Source organism: Pseudomonas poae (genome assembly GCF_001439785.1).
Lineage (GTDB): Bacteria > Pseudomonadota > Gammaproteobacteria > Pseudomonadales > Pseudomonadaceae > Aquipseudomonas > Aquipseudomonas poae.
In genome coordinates this window covers 57,657-78,920 of sequence record NZ_JYLI01000018.1, presented here as the reverse complement: position 1 = coordinate 78,920, position 21,264 = coordinate 57,657, and the positions used below count along the sequence as shown (strand labels likewise).

Below are 21,264 nucleotides of genomic sequence, written 5' to 3'. Positions count from 1 at the left end.
GCAGTCACTCAGACCGTTGGGAACCTTCCCTTCCCCGCCTCGTCCCGAAAAATATCAAACAGCACTTGCGCCGCCGCCGACAGCTCATGCCCCGGTTTGGTCAGCACACCGATCGGCCGCTCAATCACCGGGCCGGTCAAGGTGATGCACCGCGCTCCCGCCTCCTCCATCTGCCCTCTGCATAACGCAGGCACGGCGCTCACGCCCAAGCCACTGGCGACCATCTTGCCCACCGTCGCCAGTTGATGGCTTTCCAGTGCCACCGGCAGCTTCATCTGCAAAGCACCCAGATGTTCTTCCAGCATCACCCGCACCGTGGAGGGTCGCTGCAAAGTAATGAACGGGTGTGCGAGCATGGTTTGCCAGTTGATGGATGTTTGGCGCGCCAAGGGTGAGTCGCCCGGCACCACGGCAACGAAACGGTCCAGATACAGGGGCGTAAATGACAACGCCGAACCTTCGCCAGGCTCGAACGCCACGCCCAGCTCCACCTGGCGGTCGCGGACCATCTCCAGCACCTGCTCATTTATCAGGTCATGCACGGTTACGTTCACTTGAGGGTAACGCGCGCGGAATATCTTCAGGATCGGCGGCAACAGGTTGCCGGCAAACGATGGCATGGCCGCTACCGTCACCCGTCCGCGCTGCAAGGTGAAACGCTGACGCAATTCGTCTTCGGCATTGTCCCAGTCGGCGATCAATCGGCGTGCCAGTGGCAAGAGTGATTCGCCCTCCGGGGTGAGCGCCACATTGCGCGTGGTGCGGCTGAACAGACGCCCCCCCAGGCCTTCCTCCAACCCTTTGATAGTGAGGCTGAGCGCCGACTGGGACAGGTGCAGGCGCTCACACGCGGCGGCGAAACTCAGGCTTTGGGCCACGGCCAGGAATGCGCGTATCTGTTTGACGGTCATGGAAAGCTCCAGGCTGCAAGTTGAAAGCTGCAAGTGATAGCGCCGCCGGACGCAGCTTTGAGCGTGCGGCTTGAGGCTGATTATGCTGTTTTTCAAACCAATCAACCTAAAAAAACAACTTAACAAATCAATCTACCAGCGCAACACTCGGCTCATTGGCTGGCCCACACATAATAAAAGAGGTGCGTATGGCAGGTTTCGATAAACGCGTGGCGTCCTACGAGGAAGCCCTGGCAGGCCTGGAAGACGGCATGACCGTCCTCGCCGGGGGGTTTGGCCTGTGCGGCATTCCGGAAAACCTCATCAATGAGATCAAGCGCAAGGGCACCCGCGACCTGACCGTGGTCTCCAACAACTGCGGTGTTGACGGTTTCGGCCTGGGCGTGCTGCTGGAAGAAAAGCAGATCAGCAAAGTGATCGCATCCTACGTGGGTGAAAACGCCCTGTTCGAGAAGCAACTGCTCAGCGGCGAAATCGAAGTGGTGCTGACCCCACAAGGCACCCTCGCGGAAAAAATGCGCGCAGGCGGCGCCGGCATTCCAGCGTTTTTCACCGCTACCGGCGTCGGCACCCCGGTGGCCGAAGGCAAGGAAACCCGGGAATTCAACGGTCGCCCGTACCTGATGGAAGAGTCCATCACCGGCGACTTCGCCATCGTCAAAGGCTGGAAAGCCGACCACTTCGGCAATGTCATCTACCGCCACACCGCGCAGAACTTCAACCCGCTGGCGGCCACCGCCGGCAAAATCACCGTGGTGGAAGTCGAGGAAATCGTCGAGCCGGGCGCGCTGGATCCGGCGCAGATCCACACCCCTGGCATCTACGTCGACCGGATCATCTGCGGCACTTTTGAAAAGCGCATCGAACAGCGCACCGTCCGCAAATAATCCGACCCCTGGCCCTGACAACAAGGACTCATAAAATGGCGCTTACCCGCGAACAAATGGCTCAACGTGTCGCCCGCGAAATGCAGGACGGTTTCTACGTGAACCTCGGCATCGGCATTCCAACCTTGGTGGCCAACTACATCCCCGACGGCATGGAAGTGATGCTGCAATCGGAAAACGGCCTGCTGGGCATGGGCCCGTTTCCTACCGAAGAGACGCTTGATGCCGACATGATCAACGCCGGCAAACAGACCGTGACCGCGCGCATCGGCGCCTCGATCTTTTCCTCCGCCGAGTCCTTCGCGATGATTCGTGGCGGCCACGTCGACCTCACCGTGCTCGGCGCGTTTGAAGTCGACGTGCAGGGCAACATCGCTTCGTGGATGATCCCCGGCAAGATGGTCAAGGGCATGGGCGGCGCCATGGACTTGGTGGCCGGCGCGGAAAACATCATCGTGATCATGACCCATGCGTCCAAGGACGGTGAATCGAAGTTGCTCAGCCAATGCAGCCTGCCGCTGACCGGTGCCCACTGCATCAAACGTGTGCTCACGGACCTGGCTTACCTGGAAATCGACAATGGCGCGTTTATCCTCAAGGAACGCGCACCTGGTGTCAGCGTTGAAGAGATTGTGAGCAAGACCGCCGGTAAACTCATCGTCCCGGACCATGTTCCGGAAATGCATTTTCAGTGAGGACCGCTTCCATGCAAGACGTCGTGATTGTTGCTGCCACCCGCACCGCCGTGGGCAGCTTTCAGGGTTCGCTGGCGAATATTCCAGCACCGGAACTTGGCGCCGCCGTGATCCGCCGCTTGCTGGAGCAGACCGGCCTGGACCCGGCCCAGGTGGACGAAGTGATCCTCGGCCAGGTGCTCACCGCAGGTTCGGGTCAGAACCCCGCGCGCCAGGCCTCTATCCTTGCCGGCTTGCCCCACGCCGTGCCGGCCCTGACCTTGAACAAAGTCTGCGGCTCGGGCCTCAAGGCCCTGCACCTCGGCGCGCAGGCGATTCGCTGCGGCGATGCCGAGGTGATCATCGCTGGCGGCATGGAAAACATGAGCCTGGCCCCCTACATTTTGCCGGCCGCGCGCACCGGTTTGCGCATGGGTCACGCCACAATGATCGACAGCATGATCACTGACGGCCTGTGGGATGCGTTCAACGACTACCACATGGGCATCACCGCCGAGAACCTGGTGGACAAGTACGGCATCAGCCGTGAAGCCCAGGATGCCTTCGCCGCCGCGTCCCAGCAAAAAGCCGCCGCGGCTATTGAAACCGGGCGATTTGTCGATGAGATCACGCCGATCCTGATACCCCAGCGCAAGGGCGACCCCGTGACCTTCACCGTGGATGAGCAACCGCGCGCCGGCACCACTGCCGAGTCCCTGGGCAAGCTCAAGCCCGCGTTCAAGAAAGACGGCAGCGTCACCGCCGGCAACGCTTCCAGCCTCAATGACGGCGCTGCCGCGGTGTTGCTGATGAGTGCGGACAAGGCCAAGGCGCTCGGGCTGCCAGTACTGGCGCGTATCGCCGGCTACGCCAACGCCGGTGTCGACCCGGCCATCATGGGCATCGGCCCGGTGTCGGCGACCCGCCGCTGCCTGGACAAGGCCGGTTGGACACTTGCCGATTTGGACCTGATCGAAGCCAACGAAGCCTTCGCCGCGCAGGCGTTGGCGGTGGGCAAGGAGCTGGAGTGGGACGCCGACAAGGTCAACGTCAACGGAGGCGCCATCGCCATCGGCCACCCGATCGGCGCCTCAGGCTGCCGCGTGCTGGTGACCCTGCTGCATGAAATGATCAAGCGCGATGCAAAAAAAGGCCTGGCCACCCTGTGCATCGGCGGCGGCCAAGGCGTAGCCCTGGCCCTCGAACGCAACTGATCTAAAAGGCCAACACAGTCCAACTGTGGGAGCAAGCCCCCTCCCACATGTTGATGTTCATCATGGCTCGAAAGCTCAGCGCTTCATGCAGCGCTGATAACGCTCATCCACCCGTTTGGCAAACCACGCCGTGGTGAGGTTACGGGTGATCTTCGGGCTCTTGAGCACGATGCCCGGCAGTACGGCACGCGGCAGCGGTTTGCCGGCAGCCTTGTCGGCCAGGGCAAAAACGCGTTTGTAGAGGGTCGTGTCCTCGAAATCCAGTTGCTCACCCTGTTCCAGCTGGCTGCGGATGCTGGGATTGCGCATGTCCAGTTTCGCGCCCAGCGAGCGCACCGCCAGCTCGGTGGTGCCGGGCAGCAACGAGCCGTAACGGATCAAATCCCCATCCAACGCCAACTCAGTGCCGGAGACGCGGCTGACCGCCGCCTGGAACGCGGCATTGCGGCTTGCGTACCAACCCGCATTGAAATCGGCAAAGCGATAAAGCAGCTGGTCATAATTGACCGGATAACCCAGCAAATGAGCGATGCCGAAATACATGCCGCCACGGCGGGTGAACACTTCGCGGCGAATCGTGCCATCCACCGTGTAGGGATAATCGCGCGCCTGCTTCTGCGCAAACTCGATGCTGACCTGCATCGGGCCTGCGGTGTGCACCGGGTTGAAGCCGCCGAACAGCGTGTTGCCCAGGGGCACCATGCTGATGAAATCGTCAAAGATGCCACTGAGGTCCTTCTCGGTACGCGCAGCATTGAGGCGCTCGGCGTAGGTCTTGCCGCCAGGCGAGCGCACCTGCAAGGCGCTGCGCACCACAAACGCAGGCACATGCACCTTGCCGGCACGGCGCAGGATTTCATCCTGGGCGATCTTGCCCATATTCGGTACGGGCGGGTCGACCTGGTAGGTGGATTCCTGCTCGGTCACCGCCAGCACGGCGCAGATATTTTCGGTGCTGGGGTAGATGTGCTGGGTGTCGAACGCGGTGTAGATGTCCTGGGCCCAACCATTGCGATCGGCGACTTTGGCGGGCAGCAGGCGCACGATCTGCGCCTTCACGTCGGCCTCGCTGCGTTCCGGCTGCTGCGGGCCGCGTGAAGTTGCGCAGCCGGCCAGCACCAGCAACGTCGTGAGGCTGAGGATCAAGCGTGTTGAGTACATGGAGCTTCCTTGGATAACAACGGGCCAGGCAGTGCGGATATCGACAGGCAAGTCTAACGCGGGTTCGCCACTCTGCCCTGCGCCATTTGAAAGCGGATGCATCCTGCTGAAATCTCCCACATGAGCCTCGGATAACCTCTACTCCCCTCCTACTCCGACCTCGGCAAAGTCCTTCGCCTGATCACACAGTGCGAGGGATTGCAGATGGATTTGTTCGTTAAGGCCCTGATCGCCGGGGCTGTCTCATGATCAACCCTACCAGCCAGGCCATTGGCTTTCTGGTGCTGGCCGCCATGGACGCGAAGACGCGGGACGTCGAATCCGTTCTCGGCGATTTCCGGCGCTGCCTCAATTCCTACGATCTCTGGGCACAAAGCTATTTCAGCTTTTCGGCGCTCGATATCGAACAGGTATTCAAGGTCGGCGACCAGGTGGTGGTCGCGCCGATCGACCGTTCCCTCTTCCCCAGCAGCACCGTCGCCGCCTGCCCCGCGGACGGCACGCTGACGCTGGTGCATATGTTCGAGAGTTCACGCTTTGTGCCCATTGGCAATACGCCGGTGGTGTTGCAGCGGATTGACCCGAACGGCGGACCGCTGGGCGAGCCCATCCATCACACCATCGGGCCCAGCGGCATTCTTGAGGTCAAGGAGTGTGATCGCAACCAGCGTTACCGCATCAGTTTTTACCCCAACGTTTCCAAGGACCATTTCAAAGCGCTGTACGCCTCCTATCAGTCGGTGATCGCGCCCCTCGAACTGTGGCTGCGCGGTGAATGGCGCGACACATTCGAACCCTTGTGGAAGGGCTATGCCGAGGCGAACTTTCTCAAGCGCTATCTCTCGTTGGATCAAGCCTATGCCCGGGGCTTCAGCGAAGCGCTCTATTCATTGTGGGACGACATCAAGCAACTGTTCGAATGGCTTTCAGCTCCGCTGGCAAATGCTGAAAAGCTGCTGCATTACCTCTCTCAGGCAGAACTTGACCAGTTACTGGCGTTGAGTGCCGAGACCCTGGCCAAGGGGTTGCTGGTGCTCAGTGATGAGCCCTTGCTGTTCGTGTATCTGGCGGCGCTGGTCAGTTGGATGCGCCTGCTGCCGCCGCCGTACATGAACGAAATGTTGGGAGAGATCGGCGCAGAAATACTGATCAATTTGTTGCTGGGGATGGCGACGGCCGGGATGGGCATGGCGGTGCGCATCAGTACGAAAGTGCTCGGCCGCATCAAGTCTCACCGTACACGCCAGTGGTTGCAGCAGATAGCCAGTCAGTTTGGCAAGGCGCATGTGGACGAGCATACAGAGACGCTGAAGCCGGTGTTGTTAGCCAGCGCGGCCACGCCAATCAAGGCGGTGGCGCCGCTGAAGGTGGGCGAGGCACTGGTGCCGAACGCGGTGCCGACGGTGCGAAAAAAGACGCAGCGCACGGCACTCGTGCACGCATCGCCCGTTGATGACGTGCCGGTGTCGGCAAAAAACCCGGCGGGGGAAGCGTCTGCGTCTGCGGACAAGACCGTCACCCACGGCTGCCCGGTGTCGATGGTCACCGGCGAGGAATTGCTCACCCTCGCCGACGGCATCCTCGACGGCATTCTGCCGTTCGAGTGGACGCGGGTATATCGCACCAGTGCGGTGGAAATCGATGTCGGGCTGGGGTTTGGCTGGAGCCATGCCCTCGCCCAGCGGCTGCAGATGTCCGGCGATTCGGTGGTGTGGACGGACCATGAAAATCGTTCGACCACCCTGCCCTTGCCCACCGTTTCGCGACCGGCAATCACCAACAGCCTGGCGGAAGCAGCGATTTTTTTGGGGGACTTGCCCGATGAGCTGGTGCTGGCCCAGGCGTCGCGGTTTTATCACTTTCGCGATGGCGTGCTGGTGGCGATCAGCGATGCGTACGACAACCGGCTGCGCATTTCCCGCGACGTGCTGGGGCGCATTGAGCGGCTGGACAATGGCGCCGGACGCTCGCTGTGGTTGCGCTATGCGCAGGGTCGAATTGCGGCGGTGGACTATCAGGTTCATCGCGCCAAGGGCCGTGAACCCTACGACTGGGTGACTGAACAGACGGTGGTGTCCTACGCCTACGACGACGCAGGCCGACTGGTGTCGGCGACCAATGCCGTAGGTGAATGCGAGGTTTACCGGTACGACGAGCAGCACGTGATTCTGGAACGTGGGCTGGCCGGTGGCGCGAGTTTCTTCTGGGCGTGGGAACGGTCCGGCAAGGCGGCGCGCTGTGTACGGCATTGGGCCAGTTTTGCGCAGATGGACACGCGCTATGTGTGGGGCGATGACGGGCGCGTCACCGTGCATAACGCCGATGGCAGCCAGGAAGTGTACGTCCACGATCAGCGGGCACGCCTGGTGCAGCGGGTGGATCCGGATGGCGCTCAGCACTTCAAATCCTACGATGAACAAGGCCGACTGACGGTTGAGCAGGACCCGTTGGGCGCGGTGACGGCGTATCAGTACGACAACGCGGGGCGCTTGGTGGCGCTGTTTCCCGGGGACGATGAGCCGACGTCCTACGAGCATGACAACGGGTTCGTAAGAGTGGTGCGCCGGGGTGAGGCGGTTTGGAAATACGAGCGTAATGAACAAGGCGACGTAACGCGCAAGACCGATCCTGACGGCCATGTCACGGACTACAGCTACAACAAACAGGGGCAACTGATTGGGGTGTGGTATCCCGATCACAGCTGCCAACGGCTGGTGTGGAATGAGCGCGGGCAACTGCTTGAGGAACAGTTGCCCAGTGGCGGGATCAGGCGCTATCGCTATGACGACCTCGGGCGACAGGTGGCCCGCGAGGATGAGCATGGCGCGCTGACCCAATACCAATGGGACAGCGTGGGCCGCCTGACTCGCCTGATATTGCCGGGCGGTGCATGCAGGGAATACAGCTACAACGCCTACGGAAAAATCACCGCCGAACGCGATGAACTGGGGCACGTCACCCGCTACGAGTATGCCGATAGGCTGCACCTGATCAGTCGGCGCATCAATGCCGACGGCACGCAGGTCCAGTATCGCTACGACAACGCGCGGTTATTGCTGACCGAGATCGAAAACGAGGTCGGCGAGACCTACCGGCTTGCCTATCACCCCAACGGCCTGATCCAGCAGGAAATCGGCTTTGACGGCCAGCGCACCGCCTACGTTTATGACCTCAACGGCCATCTTCAGGAAAAGACCGAACATGGCGACGATGGCAGTCAGCTCATCACCCGTTATGAGCGAGACGCTGCCGGGCGCCTTGTCAGAAAAACCCTGCCTGATGGCGCCGTTGTTGACTATGCCTACGACCGCCAGGGCAATCTCCTCAGCGTCGAAGACGGCCACTGGGCGCTGGCCTACGAATACGATCGACAAAACCGCCTCACCGCCGAGCATCAAGGCTGGGGCACCTTGCGTTATGGCTATGACGCCTGCGGTCAACTCCAGCGCCTGCGCCTGCCGGACAACAACCGCGTCACGTTTAACCACGATAAAGGCGGCCACCTCGGCACCGTCGAACTCAACGGTGAAGTGCTCACCTCGCATCTATTCAAAGCGGGCAAGGAGCAGCAACGACAGCAAGGCCAACTGCTCAGCCATTACCACTACGACGACCAACACCGCCTCCACGCCCACGCCATCACGCAACAGGAAAACCGCTACTACCGCCGCCAATACGACTACGAAAAATCCGGCAACCTCGCCCGTATCCTCGATACCCGCAAAGGCGAACATCACTACGCCTACGACCCGCTTCACCGCCTGACCCGCGCCGATCACTCGCAGGACCTGCAGGAGCGCTTCGGCCACAACCCGGCCGGCAACCTGCTGATGCACGACCGCCCCGGCCCGGACATCGTCGCCGGCAACCGCCTGCTGATCCAGGGCGACCGGCATTACGACTACGACGCCTTCGGCAACCTGATCCGCGAACGCCGTGGCAAAGGCCAGGCACTGGTCAGCGAATACCGCTACGACTGCCAGCACCGCCTGATCGCCGTCAAGAAACCCAACGGCCAAACCGCCCGCTACCGCTACGACCCCTTTGGCCGGCGCATCAGTAAAACCGTGGATGACAAAACCACCGAATTCTTCTGGCAAGGCGACAAACTGATCGCCGAACACCACGCCGACCGCCACCGCAGCTACCTCTACGAACCCGACAGCTTCCGCCCGCTCGCCCTGCTGGATGGTTTCGGCCCCGAAGCCACCAGCCCCTACCACTACCAACTCGACCACCTCGGCACGCCACAGGAACTGACCGCCCCAGACGGCGAAATCGTCTGGTCCGCCCACTACCGCGCCTACGGCCACATCAGCCGCCTCGACGTCGACAAAATCGACAACCCGCTGCGCTTTCAAGGCCAATACTTCGATGAGGAAAGCGGCCTGCACTACAACCGACATCGCTACTACAATCCGGATGTTGGACGCTACCTGACGCCGGATCCGGTGAAGCTGGCGGGCGGGATCAATGCTTACCAGTACGTGCCGAATCCTACCGGGTGGGTAGACCCACTAGGCCTAAGTTGTAAGATTGGAAAATGCCCTGGATCAGAAGCTGATCCCGACCAAAGAATTGCGGCCGACGGTGTAGTTGTTACTCATGAAAAAGCAGGGGGGCACCTGATTATGAAACACGTGGGCCAAACCGATACCCAGTTATCTGAACGACTTAAGGCTGAGCCAAATATACCGGCAGCCTCCACATTCAAATCCTTGGAAGACGCAGAATCACTAGTTTCTAAAAGTTTAGCCTCTCGTCAGCAGGAAATAACCAACTTCCTGCAGGGAACAAAGAAAAAGCATATTATTAGAGAGCAGTCGAACCAAGCTGTAGGATTGAGTTTTTTGAGAGACGCATCTGAAGCAGTACCCGTTAATAAATTTCTTCTCGTCTTGATCCGAAAACCTGAAATGCCAGATGGCTACTTATTACTTACAGGATTCCCAATAAAAACATGAACGAGCAATTAACTGAACTTCAACAATTTTTTGGCGCCTATTTCCACCAGGATTGGATGGAAGAACATGCTACAGCGGATGAAGTAATTGATAGTTTCTTACTGGACTCATCTAAAGATACGATCATGACTGTGAGAGAAGAGATATTGCAGCTAGCGAAATCATTCACAACTGAGTCAGAGTTTCAGCAGAACCTATTTTACAAACAGTATTGCAATTATTACTACCCCAACCAGTGGCCATCGGGGCTGATATGGCTGAATTATGTAGTGGAAAAGTTCGACCACTGTTTACTCAAAAAATAAATAGCTAGAACATTCTAAAACATAAAAACTGGTGAACATGAGCTGTGGGCTGCTACGCAGCCCAACGCGACCAAGCTCGCTCGCCACAAGAGGTAATGGATGCCTCAAATCCCCGCCAACGCCAACTCCATCGCAAAATACGTAAAAATCAAATCCGCCCCTGCCCGTTTAATCGATCCCAACGTTTCCCGCACAACCCGATCTTCGTCAATCGCACCCGCCTGGGCACCGAACTTGATCATCGCGTATTCACCACTGACCTGATACGCCGCCACCGGCAAACGCGAGGCTTCGCGTATGTCGCGGATGATGTCGAGGTAGGCGCCTGCTGGCTTGACCATCAATGCATCCGCGCCTTCCTGTTCATCCAGCAACGATTCACGCACGGCTTCGCGGCGGTTCATCGGGTTCATCTGGTAGCTTTTGCGGTCGCCTTTGAGGGCGCTGCCGCCAGCTTCGCGGAAGGGGCCGTAGAGAGCCGAGGCGAATTTGGTGGAGTAGGCCATGATCGGGATGTGGGTGAAGCCGGCGTCATCCAGGGCGCGGCGGATGGCCTGGACCTGGCCGTCCATCGCGGCTGACGGGGCGATCACATCGGCGCCGGCGCGGGCGGCGGCCACGGCCTGTTTGCCGAGGTTGATCAGGGTCGCGTCATTGTCGACGTGGGCGCCATGCATCACACCGCAGTGACCGTGGTCGGTGTACTCGCAAAAACAGGTGTCGGACATCACGATCATGTCCGGCACGGCGTCCTTGATGATTGACGACATGCGCGAGACCAGACCGCGTTCCTGCCAGGTGTCGCTACCGTTCGCGTCCAAGTGATGGGACACGCCAAAGGTCATCACCGACTTGATGCCGGCGCGGGCGTATCGCTCGATTTCACCGGCAAGTTTCTTCTCGGGGATACGCTGCACGCCCGGCATGCTGGTGACCGGCACGAAGTCGTCGATTTCTTCCTCGACGAAGATCGGCAGCACCAGATCGTTGAGGGTGAATTCGGTTTCCTGGAACAAGCCACGCAACTGGGGTGAGCGGCGCAGGCGGCGGGGACGGGACTCGGGGAACTGGCTGGTCATGGAACTCCTGAAAAACGGCAGAAACAGTGGGGCAAAAGCTTATGCCCCTTGATTGCATGGAACAAACGCCGAAGACCCAATAGTCTGTTGCATGGCCTGTAACAATGCGTTTTTCTAAAGCTGCAGACGTCCGTCGATACACACCGTAACGGCACCGCCGACCCAGATTTCATCGCCCTGACGTTCGACGCGGATGCGCCCTGCTCTGCCCATCGCCGTGCCCTGGCTGACCACGTAGCGATCAGGCGCCAGCCCCTCACTGAGCAGCCATTGTGCGACACCCGCGTTCAGGCTGCCGGTGGCTGGATCTTCCGGAGCGCCATCGCCCGCGACAAAGGCGCGCACCTCAAACTGAGCGTCGCCCGTATCGCACGGCGCAATCACGCCGACCGCCAGGCCGAGCAATTGCGCGTAATCGGGCCGCAGGTCCAGCACGGTCTGGCGGTCGGCCAGCATCACTGCCAGCCAACCGGCGCCATTGTCGACCCACTGGCTGCGCAGGATGGCACCGGGTGCCAGGCCCAACCCCAGGCGAACGCGCTCCAATAATGAAGCCTCCACCTCGCCGGCACGCAGCAACGGCGGTGCGATAAACGCCAGTTCGTCGCCCTGGCGCCGGATACGCACCAGACCGATTTCACATTCCTGAATGATCTGTTCGCCCTTCGGCACGCCACCCGCCTGCAGCCACGCATAACAGCTGCCCAGGGTCGGGTGCCCGGCGAACGGCAGTTCCTGCAGGGTGGTGAAGATGCGAACCCGGTAGTCCGCCCGTGGATCGCGCGGCGTCAGCAAAAACGTGGTTTCGCTGAGGTTGGTCCACTTGGCGAAATCGGCCATCTGCTGGTCGGTCAGGCTGTCAGCGCCCAGTACCACCGCCAGCGGGTTGCCCTTGAGCGGCACACTGCTGAATACATCCAGTTGCTTGAAATCGAAAGTCGGCATGGGTCAGCTCGGTATGCTCAGGCCACGGATTACCGCTGGCCGGGCGACGAAGCCATCCAGCGCGCGCAGTACATTGGGGAAGTCGGCGATGCCCACCACGTCGCCGGATTCATAGAAGCCGATGAGGTTGCGAATCCAGGGGAAGGTCGCGATGTCGGCGATGCTGTAGTCGTCGCCCATGATCCAGGTGCGGCCCAGCAGGCGTTTTTCCAGCACCTCGAGCAGGCGCCGCGATTCAGCGGCGTAGCGGTCGCGGGGACGCTTGTCTTCGTAAGCCTTGCCGGCGAACTTGTTGAAGAATCCGAGCTGACCGAACATCGGGCCGATGCCGCCCATCTGGAACATCAACCATTGCAGGGTTTCGTAACGCGTGGCCGGGTCTTCGGAGAGCAACTGGCTGGTTTTTTCCGCCAGATAGATAAGGATCGCGCCCGACTCGAACAACGCCAGCGGCTGGCCGCTGGGGCCATTGGGATCGATGATCGCGGGAATCTTGTTGTTGGGATTGAGCGACAGGAACTCGGGGGAAAGCTGGTCATGGGTGTCGAAACTGACCTTGTGCGCCTCATAGGGCAGGCCCAGCTCCTCCAGCATGATCGAGACTTTGACACCGTTGGGCGTGGGCAACGAATACAGCTGCAGACGCTCGGGGTGCTGGGCGGGCCATTTGGCGTTGATCGGGAAGGCAGCGAGTGGATTCATCGGGAAACCCTTGGGCAGAAACTCACCATCATAGTCATCTGACCGCCTTCGTGCATGGGTCATCATTGCGCAACATTGGTGCGCTAATCTGCCGCAAGCGCGAACCAAAGTGCCCAGATGCACTCTTAAGTGCGCCCTCATGGGTGAATGGAGGCACCTTGCTATATCGACAAGGAACACCGCAGCAGGCGCCAAGCGCCACTGTGGCCGGGCCTGTCGGCCTTAACCTGACGCACGAAGACTCGAACCTATCATGAAGATCAAGCCTCTGCGCCTAGTGCAACGTTTCAAGCGCTATTCATACATTATGTTACCGATGCTGCTGGTGAGCGGCGCCATGGTCGCCGCTCTCGATGCCCGCGAAAGCCGCGCGCAGCCGGTGGACGGCGTGCAAACCCTGGTGTTTCTGCGCCACGGCGAAAAACCTGCAGGCGGCCTCGGCCAACTCAATTGCCAAGGCCTGAACCGAGCGATGAACCTGGCCACGGTGCTGCCGGAAAAATTCGGCAAGGCCAACTACGTATTTGCGGCCAACCCGACGCGCAATATCGAAGAAGGCGAGAAGGACAATTCATACAGCTACATTCGCCCGCTGATGACCATCAGTCCCAGCGCGATCAAGCTCGGCCTTCCGGTCAATATCAAGTTTTCGGCCAACGACACCAGCGCCCTTGCCGACGAGTTGGTGGAAGACAAGTACCACAACGCGACTATCTACACCGCCTGGTCCCACGGCTATCTGCCGGAGCTGATCAACAAGGTGGCCAGCGAGGCGGTGGGCGAGAAGCACACCATCACCGAAGACTGGTCCGGCAGCGATTACGACACCCTGTACGTACTCACGCTGACCTGGCACAACGGCAAGGCGTCGTTGTTGAGTCGCAACTATAAGCAGGGCCTGAACAACGGCGAGCAAAGCTGCCCGGAAGCGACGCAGGTCAGCGCAGATATCTGAAGGTTGGGCGGCAGGGGCGTATGATGCTGCGCTATCGACTCCTCTGCGGATTATCAGCATGTCCAACCTCATCTCCACCCAGCCCAACCGGGGCTGGTCCTTCTGGTGGAAGCCGGCGCTGTTTCTACTGGTGGCCTGCGTCGGCCTCTACTATGTGAAGTGGTCGCCCTACTACTTCAAGGCATTTGTCGCGGCCGACAGCCACAGCATTGGCGCCTCGATTATCAATGACCAGCAAAGCTCGCCCCTGGCGGCAGCGCTGGCCTATGCGCAGGTGTATTTCCTGGCGATCTGGAAAGCGGCCGTGCTGGCGGTGATTCTTGGCTCATTGCTGCAAGTGCTGATCCCCCGTGACTGGTTGCTGCGCCTGTTCGGCCGTGCCGGGCTCGGCTCGACCCTGCGCGGCGGGCTGTTCGCCTTGCCGGGGATGATGTGCAGTTGCTGCGCCGCGCCTGTCGCGGCGGGCATGCGCCGTCAGCAGGTCTCGGTGGGCGCGGCGCTGGCGTTCTGGATCGCCAACCCGGTGCTTAACCCGGCCACGCTGGTGTTCATGGGCTTTGTGCTGGGCTGGGGCTTTACCGCGTTGCGGCTGGTGGCAGGGATTGTGCTGGTGGTGGGCGTGTCCCTTGTCGCGCAGCGTATCGCACGGCCCGAACAGGTGCCGGAAGCCGCGCTGGAGGCTGTGGCCGATGCGAGCACAGTGGACGCGCAACCGTTTCTCGGCCGCTGGCTGCGTACCCTGTGGCAGCTGTTCTGGAGCACCATCCCGGTGTACATCCTGGCGGTGCTGGTACTGGGCGCGGCGCGGGTGTGGCTGTTCCCACACGTGGACGGCGCAATGGCCAACAGCCTGGTGTGGCTGGTGCCGCTGGCCATTGTCGGCACGTTGTTCGTGATTCCTACGGCGGCGGAGATTCCTATCGTACAAACCATGATGGCCCTGGGCATGGGCACCGGGCCGGCGGTGGCGCTGCTGATGACCCTGCCCAGCGTGAGCCTGCCGTCGCTGTTGATGCTGCGCAAGGATTTCGACGCGCGGGTGCTGGTGACAGTGGCCGGGTTGACCATGCTGGTGGGGGTGGTGTGTGGTTTGATCGGGGCTTTGATTCTCTAGGGGCTGGGTGAGGCTGAGGGCCTCATCGCAGGCAAGCCAGCTCCCACATTTGACTGTATTCACCGTTCAAAATGTGGGAGCTGGCGTGCCTGCGATAGCGGTCACATGCTCAACCCCTCAGCTCAGCCTGGTCAACCTTTCGCGCAGATACTCAACCACAGCCCCCTGCTCCCCCGCAAACTCGATACGCGCGCCCTTGCTCTCGCGCTGGAAGGCATACATCGGGTCGTAGTATTCGCGCAGTAACCCCTCAATCCATACCCGGTGCAAGTGCACCACGCCACTGCGCGCCTGTTCCGCCAGGGCGTCCTGCAAAACCGCCTGCAACCGCTGGAAGCGTTCGCCGCCCAGGCGTTTGTGGATATTGGCCAGGCTCTGGGTCAGGCGTTCGGCAAACAGCGCCTGGCCCTGCTCGCCAAACAGCGCAATGAACTCGGCACACAGGTCCACCACGTAGTCACGCAGGATCCGCTCCACGCGCCCTTCCACGCTGTCTTCCAGCCACACCATCGCAAAACTCTGCATGCCTTTGTGCAACGCCAGCGGCAGCGCACAGCTGCCGATCATGCGGCTCTCGTCCTCGACCACGAATTGCTCGACGCCGGCAGCGCGTTTTTTCAGCAGGTCCACCGCCAGATGGTTCTCGAAGTCGATGTTGGACGGTTGCGCCGTGGCACGCTTGCCGAAGCTGGAACCGCGATGGTTGGCGTGGCCTTCCAGGTCGAGGGCGTTGCGCAACTGGCCGAGCACTTCGGTCTTGCCGGTGCCGGTCATGCCGCCGAGCAGCACGAAATCACACTGGACGGTTGCCTGCTCAATGGTGTCCACCAGGAACGTGCGCATGGCCTTGTAGCCGCCGCCAACGCGGGGGTATTCGATGCCGGCTTCGCTCTTCAGCCATTGCTGGACGATCTGCGAGCGCAGCCCGCCGCGAAAACAATATAGGTAGCCATGGGGATTGGCCTCGGCGAAGTGCGCCCATTGCTGGATACGCTGAGCCTTGATCGCCCCGGACACCAACTCGTGGCCCAGAACGATTGCGGCTTGCTGGCCCTGCTGCTTGTAACAGGTGCCGACCCGCTGGCGCTCGTGGTCGGTCATCAGCGGCAGGTTGATCACGCCGGGGAACGCGCCCTTGGTGAATTCGACCGGCGCGCGCGTGTCCATCATCGGCCGGTCGTTCAGGAAAATGTCGCGGTAATCGGTGATGTCGGCCGCCATCAAATCACCTCGACCGCGTTGGTCTGTCGCTCAAGCAGTTCACCGATTGGCGCAAGGCTCAGGCCCAGCTCCGCCGCCACGGCATGGAATTCGGCGTCGCCTTCAGGCGTGACGGCGATCAGCAGGCCCCCGCTGGTTTGCGGGTCGCACAAGACGCGCTTGTGCAGCTCCTGCACGCGCCCCAGCTTTTTGGCGTAGCTGTCGAAATTGCGCAAGGTGCCGCCGGGCACGCAGCCTTGATCGAGGTAGTATTCAACTCCTGGCAGGCGTGGGACCTTTTCGTATTCGATGCGCGCCGTGAGACCACTGCCGTCGGCCATTTCCACCAGATGGCCCAGCAGGCCGAAACCGGTGACGTCGGTCATGGCGGTCACCCCGGCCAACTTGCCGAAGCGGCTGCCCGGTTTGTTGAGGGTGCACATCCAGTCCCGGGCCAGGCCGATATCCGCTTCGCGCAGCTTGCCTTTCTTTTCCGCCGTGGTGAGGATGCCGATGCCCAGCGGCTTGGTCAGGTACAGCCGGCACCCAGCGGTGGCAGTGTCGTTACGCTTCATGTGGCGCTTTTGCACCAGGCCCGTGACGGCCAGACCGAAGATCGGCTCGGGCGCGTCGATCGAATGCCCGCCCGCCAAAGGAATGCCGGCGTCGTCGCACACCGAGCGGCCGCCACGGATGACTTCGCGAGCCACCTCCGGTGCCAGCACATTGACCGGCCAGCCAAGGATCGCGATGGCCATCAGCGGATCGCCGCCCATGGCGTAGATGTCGCTGATGGCATTGGTGGCGGCGATGCGGCCGAAGTCGAAAGGGTCGTCGACAATCGGCATGAAAAAGTCAGTGGTGGAGACCACGCCACGCTCGTCGTCGATGGCATACACCGCCGCATCGTCGCGCGAGGCATTGCCCACCCACAGGTTGGGGTCGAGGTTCTGCGCGCCGCTGCCGGCAAGGATCACTTCCAGCACCTGGGGCGAAATCTTGCAGCCACATCCCGCGCCGTGGCTGTACTGGGTAAGGCGAATCGGCTCGTTCATGGGAAACCTCAAGCTATCAAGTGGGGCGATTCTAGCAGACAGCAAAAGGCCGGCTGGGCTCTTGTGAGCACAGCCGGCCTGTTTGTGTCAGCGCTTACTGGCGGGCAGCGAGCAAACGCTTGTGGCGGTTACGCCGGGCGATGTTCAGGCATTCGATCACCGCCGAGAACGCCATGGCCGCATACACGTAGCCTTTGGGCACATGGGCACCGAAGCCTTCGGCGATCAGCGTCATGCCGATCATGATCAAAAAGCCCAGGGCCAGCATCACCACGGTCGGGTTGTCGTTGATGAACTTGGCCAGGGGTTCAGCCGCCACCAGCATCACGATGACCGAGGTCACCACGGCAATGATCATGATCGGCAAGTGTTCGGTCATGCCCACCGCGGTGATGATGCTGTCGATGGAGAACACCAGGTCCAGCAGCAGGATCTGGCCGATGGCCGCGGCAAAACCGATGGTAATGGTGTTGCCGGCGCTGGTCTTCTCTTCCGGCTCCGGGTCCATGCTGTGATGGATCTCGGTGGTCGCCTTCCACACTAGAAACAGACCACCGGCGATCAGGATCATGTCTTTCCACGAAAACGCCTGACCGAAGATTTCAAACACCGGCGCCGTCAGTTGCACGATGAACGCGATGGTGCTCAACAGGCCCAGACGCAGGATCAGCGCCATGCTGATACCGATGCGGCGCGCCTTGGCCCGATGTTTCTCGGGCAGTTTGTTGGTAAGGATCGAGATGAAGATCAGGTTGTCGATGCCCAGCACGATTTCCATGACGATCAGCGTCGCCAGGGCGATCCACGCGGTGGGGCTGGCGGCCAGTTGTAAAAGGTAGTCCATAGGTCAGTCCTGAGGTTGTGCCGGGAAGTTAGGTGTCTTGGGTAGTGGAGTCTGACTCGTTTTTCTCCTGATCATCCTTTTTTTGCGGGCTGATCAGGCCTTGTGTCGCTTCACTCAATGCCTGTTCGGCGGCCTTGTGGGTGTCATCGATGGCCTGCTTGGCCGACTCGGTGGCTTTGCCCAACACCTGCTGCGCACTTTTCTCGACCTGATCACACCCGCTGATCATCACCAATGAAAGCGCTAGCAAGGACGCCGCGCCCAGGGAATTGAGTTTCATCATGCCTTCCTCGTTAGAACCAATGGGTCCAGATAGTGGCCCCGCGATAGCGAGGCATTCTATGCAGGCGAACAGTTCAGTAAAATTCGTATTTTTCTCACGTATACTTCGGTTTTCACGAAGTGTAGGTTGCCATGCTCAATTACCGACAGCTGCATTACTTCTGGGTGGTGGCCAAGACCGGCAGCATCGTGCGCGCCTGCGAGCAACTGAACCTCACGCCCCAGACCATCAGCGGGCAGATCAGCCTGCTCGAACATACCTATGGCATCGCATTGTTTCAGCGGGTAGGACGTCAGTTGGAACTCACCGAGGCCGGGCGCAAGGCCCTGCCCTACGCCGAGCACATGTTCCAGACCGGCAATGAACTGGAGGCGATGCTGCGCGCGCAACCGGATGAACAGCAGATCCTGTTCCGGGTCGGGGTGGCCGATGTGGTGCCCAAATCCATCGTTTACCGGCTGATCGCGCCCACCATGGAGCTGAGCGAACCGCTGCGCATCACCTGCCGCGAAGATAAACTCGAACGGTTACTGGCAGACCTGGCGATCCAGCGTCTGGACTTGGTGATCTCCGACAGCCCGATGCCGACGCACCTCGACATCAAGGGCTACAGCCAGAAACTGGGCGAATGCGGCATCAGTTTTTTCGCCACACAGGCCTTGGCGGACCGGTATCCCGGCGCTTTCCCGCAGTGCCTGCAGGGTGCGCCGTTGCTGATTCCGGGCGCGGAGACAGTGGTGCGCAGCCGTTTGCAGCGCTGGTTCTCCGAGCAGCACATTCAGCCGAAGATCATCGGCGAGTTCGACGACAGTGCCCTGATGCAGGCATTCGGCCAATCCGGTAGCGGCATATTCATCGCCCCCAGCGTGATAGCGGACGAGGTGGTGGGCCAATACGGCGTGGCATTGATTGGCCAGACGGATGCGGTGACCGAGTCGTTTTACGCGATTTCGGTGGAGCGCAAGGTCAAGCACCCCGGCATCGTGGCGATTACCGAAGGCGCGAGGCGCGAGTTGTTTACCGCCCTGCCCTGATGAGCGCGGGTGACGCAACGCCGCAGCCATCAAGACACTTCCTGCAGCGTGCTAGACTTCGCGCCTGCTTCCTACAGTCTTTTCCATCTGCACTATGCGCCCTACTAAAAAAATCAGAGACAACCCTTCATGACTGCCGCTCCTTCCCCCCTGCAACGACTTTTGCGCATCAGCCTGGTCACCCAAATTGTCATCGGCCTGGTCGCCGGCATCCTGCTGGCCTTGGTGTGGCCCGAGGCTGCACGGACTGCCGGTTTTATCGGCAAGGTGTTTGTCACGGCGCTAAAGGCGGTCGCGCCGATCCTGGTGTTCGTGCTGGTGATGGCTTCCATCGCCAACCATAAACACGGCCAGCAAACCCATATCAAGCCGATTCTGTTTCTGTATTTACTGGGTACATTTGCAGCCGCCGTGGTTGCCGTGATTGCAAGCACGCTGTTTCCGTCATTCCTCGTGCTCGCCACCCACGACGCTGCAGTGACAGCGCCCGGCGGCATCGGCGAGGTGCTGCAAAGCCTGGTACTCAGCGTGGTGGACAACCCGGTCAGCGCACTGATGAACGCCAACTTCATTGGCATCCTGGCCTGGGCCATCGGTATGGGCGTCGCGATCCGACGCGCGGGTGAAACCACGCGCACGGTGGTGAACGACCTGTCCAACGGTGTGACGCTGATCGTGCGCGTGGTGATCCGCTTCGCGCCGCTGGGGATCTTCGGCCTGGTCGCGTCGACCCTGGCCACGTCGGGTTTCGACGCGCTGCTCGGCTATGCGCACCTGCTGTTGGTGCTGATCGGTTGCATGCTGTTTGTGGCGCTGGTGATCAACCCCGCCATCGTGTTCTGGAAACTACGTCGCAACCCTTATCCGCTGGTGTTGATGTGCCTGCGCGAAAGCGGTATCACCGCGTTTTTTACCCGCAGCTCGGCGGCCAATATTCCGGTGAACCTGGCGTTGAGCAAGCGTCTGGGGCTGCATGAGGACACGTACTCGGTGTCGATCCCACTCGGTGCCACCATCAATATGGCCGGTGCGGCGATTACCATTACCGTGCTGACCCTGGCCGCAGTGCACACCCTGGGTATCGCCGTGGACCTGCCCACCGCCGTGTTGCTCAGCGTGGTCGCGGCGATCTGCGCCTGCGGCGCCTCGGGCGTGGCCGGTGGCTCGCTGTTACTGATTCCGCTGGCGTGCAGCCTGTTCGGCATCCCGAGTGAAATCGCCATGCAGGTAGTGGCGGTAGGCTTCATCATTGGGGTGCTGCAGGACTCGGCGGAAACTGCGCTCAATTCGTCGACGGATGTGTTGTTTACAGCGGCGGCGTGCCTGGGCCAGGAAGAACAGAGCGCCTGATACGGCGGACACAAAAAACCGGGGTGGTTCATTGAAGAACCACCCCGGTTTTTTTGTACTGGGGGTGCTTAGAACGCGCCCATGTAATCGCGCTTGCCCACTTCCACGCCATTATGACGCAACAACGCGTACGCAGTGGTGACGTGGAAGAAGAACTGCGGCAGGCCGTAGGTCAGCAGGTAGGACTGGCCCGTGAAGCGCTTCTCTTTCGGTGTGCCTGGGCGGGTGATGATCTCGATGCCTTCCTTGCCGTCGATCTGCTCGGGCTTGAGGGTGTCGATGAAGGCCAGCACCTTGGTGATCAGCGCTTGCAGGTCGGCAAAGGTGACTTCGTTGTCTTCGTACTTGGGCACGTCGATCTCAGCCAGGCGCGCCGAGACGCCCTTGGCGAAGTCGACGGCGATCTGCACCTGGCGCACCAGTGCGAACATGTCCGGGAACAGGCGCGCCTGCAGCAGCGCGTTAGGCTCGATATTTTTGGCGGTGGCGTGGGCTTCGGCCTTGTTCAGCACATCGCTCAGGGCGTTGAGCATTTGCTTGAAGACCGGAATTGAGGCGGCGTACAGGGAAATAGTCATGACAGTCTC

General features: G+C 60.7%; 19 protein-coding genes. 9 read left to right on the top strand and 10 right to left on the bottom strand.

Going from position 1 to position 21,264, the window contains the following annotated elements:
* Positions 1–8 precede the first annotated feature (8 nt).
* On the bottom strand, positions 9–911 hold the full coding sequence (locus TU75_RS20040; RefSeq protein ID WP_060549869.1) for a LysR family transcriptional regulator: 903 nt from the start codon (positions 909–911) through the stop codon (positions 9–11).
* A 188-nt stretch (positions 912–1,099) separates the two neighbouring features.
* Between TU75_RS20040 and TU75_RS20035 the strand changes: the two genes are divergently transcribed.
* The 3 genes from TU75_RS20035 to TU75_RS20025 are packed head-to-tail and all read left to right on the top strand — an operon-like array spanning position 1,100 to position 3,686.
* Positions 1,100–1,798, top strand: a complete 699-nt coding sequence (locus TU75_RS20035) for a CoA transferase subunit A (RefSeq protein ID WP_003232827.1) — start codon at positions 1,100–1,102, stop codon at positions 1,796–1,798.
* A gap of 35 nt (positions 1,799–1,833) precedes the next feature.
* On the top strand, positions 1,834–2,493 hold the full coding sequence (locus TU75_RS20030) for a CoA transferase subunit B (RefSeq protein ID WP_003232829.1): 660 nt from the start codon (positions 1,834–1,836) through the stop codon (positions 2,491–2,493).
* Between the two features lie 11 nt (positions 2,494–2,504).
* Positions 2,505–3,686: an acetyl-CoA C-acetyltransferase gene (locus TU75_RS20025; RefSeq protein ID WP_060549868.1), complete on the top strand. Its 1,182-nt coding sequence runs from the start codon at positions 2,505–2,507 to the stop codon at positions 3,684–3,686.
* A 75-nt stretch (positions 3,687–3,761) separates the two neighbouring features.
* On the opposite strand, the gene TU75_RS20020 is transcribed toward TU75_RS20025, so the two are convergent.
* The gene (locus TU75_RS20020; protein ID WP_060549867.1) at positions 3,762–4,847 is read right to left on the bottom strand and encodes a DUF1615 domain-containing protein; all 1,086 of its coding nucleotides are present in this window, start codon (positions 4,845–4,847) and stop codon (positions 3,762–3,764) included.
* 245 nt (positions 4,848–5,092) lie between these two features.
* Between TU75_RS20020 and TU75_RS20015 the strand changes: the two genes are divergently transcribed.
* Complete coding sequence (locus TU75_RS20015; protein ID WP_060549866.1) at positions 5,093–9,811, top strand: RHS repeat-associated core domain-containing protein; 4,719 nt, start codon at positions 5,093–5,095, stop codon at positions 9,809–9,811.
* On the top strand, positions 9,808–10,116 hold the full coding sequence (locus TU75_RS20010; protein WP_060549865.1) for a contact-dependent growth inhibition system immunity protein: 309 nt from the start codon (positions 9,808–9,810) through the stop codon (positions 10,114–10,116). Before TU75_RS20015 ends, TU75_RS20010 begins: the two co-directional genes overlap by 4 nt.
* 104 nt (positions 10,117–10,220) lie before the next feature.
* On the opposite strand, the gene hemB is transcribed toward TU75_RS20010, so the two are convergent.
* The 3 genes from hemB to TU75_RS19995 form a co-directional block, all read right to left on the bottom strand.
* Positions 10,221–11,195, bottom strand: a complete 975-nt coding sequence (hemB, locus tag TU75_RS20005; RefSeq protein ID WP_060549864.1) for a porphobilinogen synthase — start codon at positions 11,193–11,195, stop codon at positions 10,221–10,223.
* Between the two features lie 114 nt (positions 11,196–11,309).
* On the bottom strand, positions 11,310–12,140 hold the full coding sequence (locus TU75_RS20000) for a PhzF family phenazine biosynthesis protein (RefSeq protein WP_060549863.1): 831 nt from the start codon (positions 12,138–12,140) through the stop codon (positions 11,310–11,312).
* Between the two features lie 3 nt (positions 12,141–12,143).
* Positions 12,144–12,842, bottom strand: coding sequence for a glutathione S-transferase N-terminal domain-containing protein (locus TU75_RS19995; RefSeq protein ID WP_060549862.1), 699 nt, complete (start codon positions 12,840–12,842; stop codon positions 12,144–12,146).
* A 253-nt stretch (positions 12,843–13,095) separates the two neighbouring features.
* Between TU75_RS19995 and TU75_RS19990 the strand changes: the two genes are divergently transcribed.
* Both TU75_RS19990 and TU75_RS19985 read left to right on the top strand, forming a co-directional pair.
* Positions 13,096–13,797 (top strand): hypothetical protein, encoded by a 702-nt coding sequence (locus tag TU75_RS19990; RefSeq protein WP_060549861.1) that lies wholly within the window; start codon positions 13,096–13,098, stop codon positions 13,795–13,797.
* Positions 13,798–13,855: 58 nt separating this feature from the next.
* Complete coding sequence (locus TU75_RS19985) at positions 13,856–14,911, top strand: permease (RefSeq protein WP_003237943.1); 1,056 nt, start codon at positions 13,856–13,858, stop codon at positions 14,909–14,911.
* A gap of 117 nt (positions 14,912–15,028) precedes the next feature.
* Here TU75_RS19985 and mnmH read toward each other — a convergent pair whose 3' ends face one another.
* The 4 genes from mnmH to TU75_RS19965 all read right to left on the bottom strand — a co-directional run bounded on the left by mnmH (position 15,029) and on the right by TU75_RS19965 (position 18,290).
* Complete coding sequence (gene mnmH, locus TU75_RS19980) at positions 15,029–16,132, bottom strand: tRNA 2-selenouridine(34) synthase MnmH (RefSeq protein ID WP_060549860.1); 1,104 nt, start codon at positions 16,130–16,132, stop codon at positions 15,029–15,031.
* On the bottom strand, positions 16,132–17,166 hold the full coding sequence (gene selD / locus TU75_RS19975; protein ID WP_003237947.1) for a selenide, water dikinase SelD: 1,035 nt from the start codon (positions 17,164–17,166) through the stop codon (positions 16,132–16,134). Before selD ends, mnmH begins: the two co-directional genes overlap by 1 nt.
* Positions 17,167–17,260: 94 nt before the next feature.
* Positions 17,261–18,010 (bottom strand): TerC family protein, encoded by a 750-nt coding sequence (locus TU75_RS19970; RefSeq protein WP_003237949.1) that lies wholly within the window; start codon positions 18,008–18,010, stop codon positions 17,261–17,263.
* Positions 18,011–18,038: 28 nt separating this feature from the next.
* Positions 18,039–18,290, bottom strand: coding sequence for a hypothetical protein (locus TU75_RS19965; protein ID WP_003237950.1), 252 nt, complete (start codon positions 18,288–18,290; stop codon positions 18,039–18,041).
* 134 nt (positions 18,291–18,424) lie between these two features.
* Between TU75_RS19965 and nhaR the strand changes: the two genes are divergently transcribed.
* Together nhaR and sstT are read left to right on the top strand one after the other, a co-directional pair.
* A complete protein-coding gene (gene nhaR, locus TU75_RS19960; protein ID WP_003237952.1) occupies positions 18,425–19,327 on the top strand; it encodes a transcriptional activator NhaR in 903 nt (300 codons plus the stop codon).
* Positions 19,328–19,456: 129 nt separating this feature from the next.
* Positions 19,457–20,677 carry a serine/threonine transporter SstT gene (gene sstT, locus TU75_RS19955; RefSeq protein ID WP_032871475.1) on the top strand — a complete coding sequence of 407 codons (1,221 nt, stop codon included), beginning with the start codon at positions 19,457–19,459 and terminating at the stop codon, positions 20,675–20,677.
* Between the two features lie 68 nt (positions 20,678–20,745).
* On the opposite strand, the gene TU75_RS19950 is transcribed toward sstT, so the two are convergent.
* Positions 20,746–21,255: a DUF1993 domain-containing protein gene (locus tag TU75_RS19950; RefSeq protein WP_003237956.1), complete on the bottom strand. Its 510-nt coding sequence runs from the start codon at positions 21,253–21,255 to the stop codon at positions 20,746–20,748.
* Positions 21,256–21,264: the final 9 nt, after the last annotated feature.

Bases quoted from the DNA above. Each gene is read 5' to 3' on its own strand.
- TU75_RS19965 (WP_003237950.1), bottom strand. From the start codon at position 18,290: ATGAAACTCAATTCCCTGGGCGCGGCGTCCTTGCTAGCGCTTTCATTG.
- TU75_RS19990 (WP_060549861.1), top strand. From the start codon at position 13,096: ATGAAGATCAAGCCTCTGCGCCTAGTGCAACGTTTCAAGCGCTATTCA.
- hemB (WP_060549864.1), bottom strand. From the start codon at position 11,195: ATGACCAGCCAGTTCCCCGAGTCCCGTCCCCGCCGCCTGCGCCGCTCA.
- TU75_RS20010 (WP_060549865.1), top strand. From the start codon at position 9,808: ATGAACGAGCAATTAACTGAACTTCAACAATTTTTTGGCGCCTATTTC.
- TU75_RS20015 (WP_060549866.1), top strand. From the start codon at position 5,093: ATGATCAACCCTACCAGCCAGGCCATTGGCTTTCTGGTGCTGGCCGCC.
- TU75_RS19970 (WP_003237949.1), bottom strand. From the start codon at position 18,010: ATGGACTACCTTTTACAACTGGCCGCCAGCCCCACCGCGTGGATCGCC.
- sstT (WP_032871475.1), top strand. From the start codon at position 19,457: ATGACTGCCGCTCCTTCCCCCCTGCAACGACTTTTGCGCATCAGCCTG.
- TU75_RS20020 (WP_060549867.1), bottom strand. From the start codon at position 4,847: ATGTACTCAACACGCTTGATCCTCAGCCTCACGACGTTGCTGGTGCTG.
- TU75_RS20030 (WP_003232829.1), top strand. From the start codon at position 1,834: ATGGCGCTTACCCGCGAACAAATGGCTCAACGTGTCGCCCGCGAAATG.
- TU75_RS19950 (WP_003237956.1), bottom strand. From the start codon at position 21,255: ATGACTATTTCCCTGTACGCCGCCTCAATTCCGGTCTTCAAGCAAATG.
- selD (WP_003237947.1), bottom strand. From the start codon at position 17,166: ATGAACGAGCCGATTCGCCTTACCCAGTACAGCCACGGCGCGGGATGT.
- TU75_RS20040 (WP_060549869.1), bottom strand. From the start codon at position 911: ATGACCGTCAAACAGATACGCGCATTCCTGGCCGTGGCCCAAAGCCTG.
- nhaR (WP_003237952.1), top strand. From the start codon at position 18,425: ATGCTCAATTACCGACAGCTGCATTACTTCTGGGTGGTGGCCAAGACC.
- TU75_RS20000 (WP_060549863.1), bottom strand. From the start codon at position 12,140: ATGCCGACTTTCGATTTCAAGCAACTGGATGTATTCAGCAGTGTGCCG.
- TU75_RS20025 (WP_060549868.1), top strand. From the start codon at position 2,505: ATGCAAGACGTCGTGATTGTTGCTGCCACCCGCACCGCCGTGGGCAGC.
- TU75_RS20035 (WP_003232827.1), top strand. From the start codon at position 1,100: ATGGCAGGTTTCGATAAACGCGTGGCGTCCTACGAGGAAGCCCTGGCA.
- mnmH (WP_060549860.1), bottom strand. From the start codon at position 16,132: ATGGCGGCCGACATCACCGATTACCGCGACATTTTCCTGAACGACCGG.
- TU75_RS19995 (WP_060549862.1), bottom strand. From the start codon at position 12,842: ATGAATCCACTCGCTGCCTTCCCGATCAACGCCAAATGGCCCGCCCAG.
- TU75_RS19985 (WP_003237943.1), top strand. From the start codon at position 13,856: ATGTCCAACCTCATCTCCACCCAGCCCAACCGGGGCTGGTCCTTCTGG.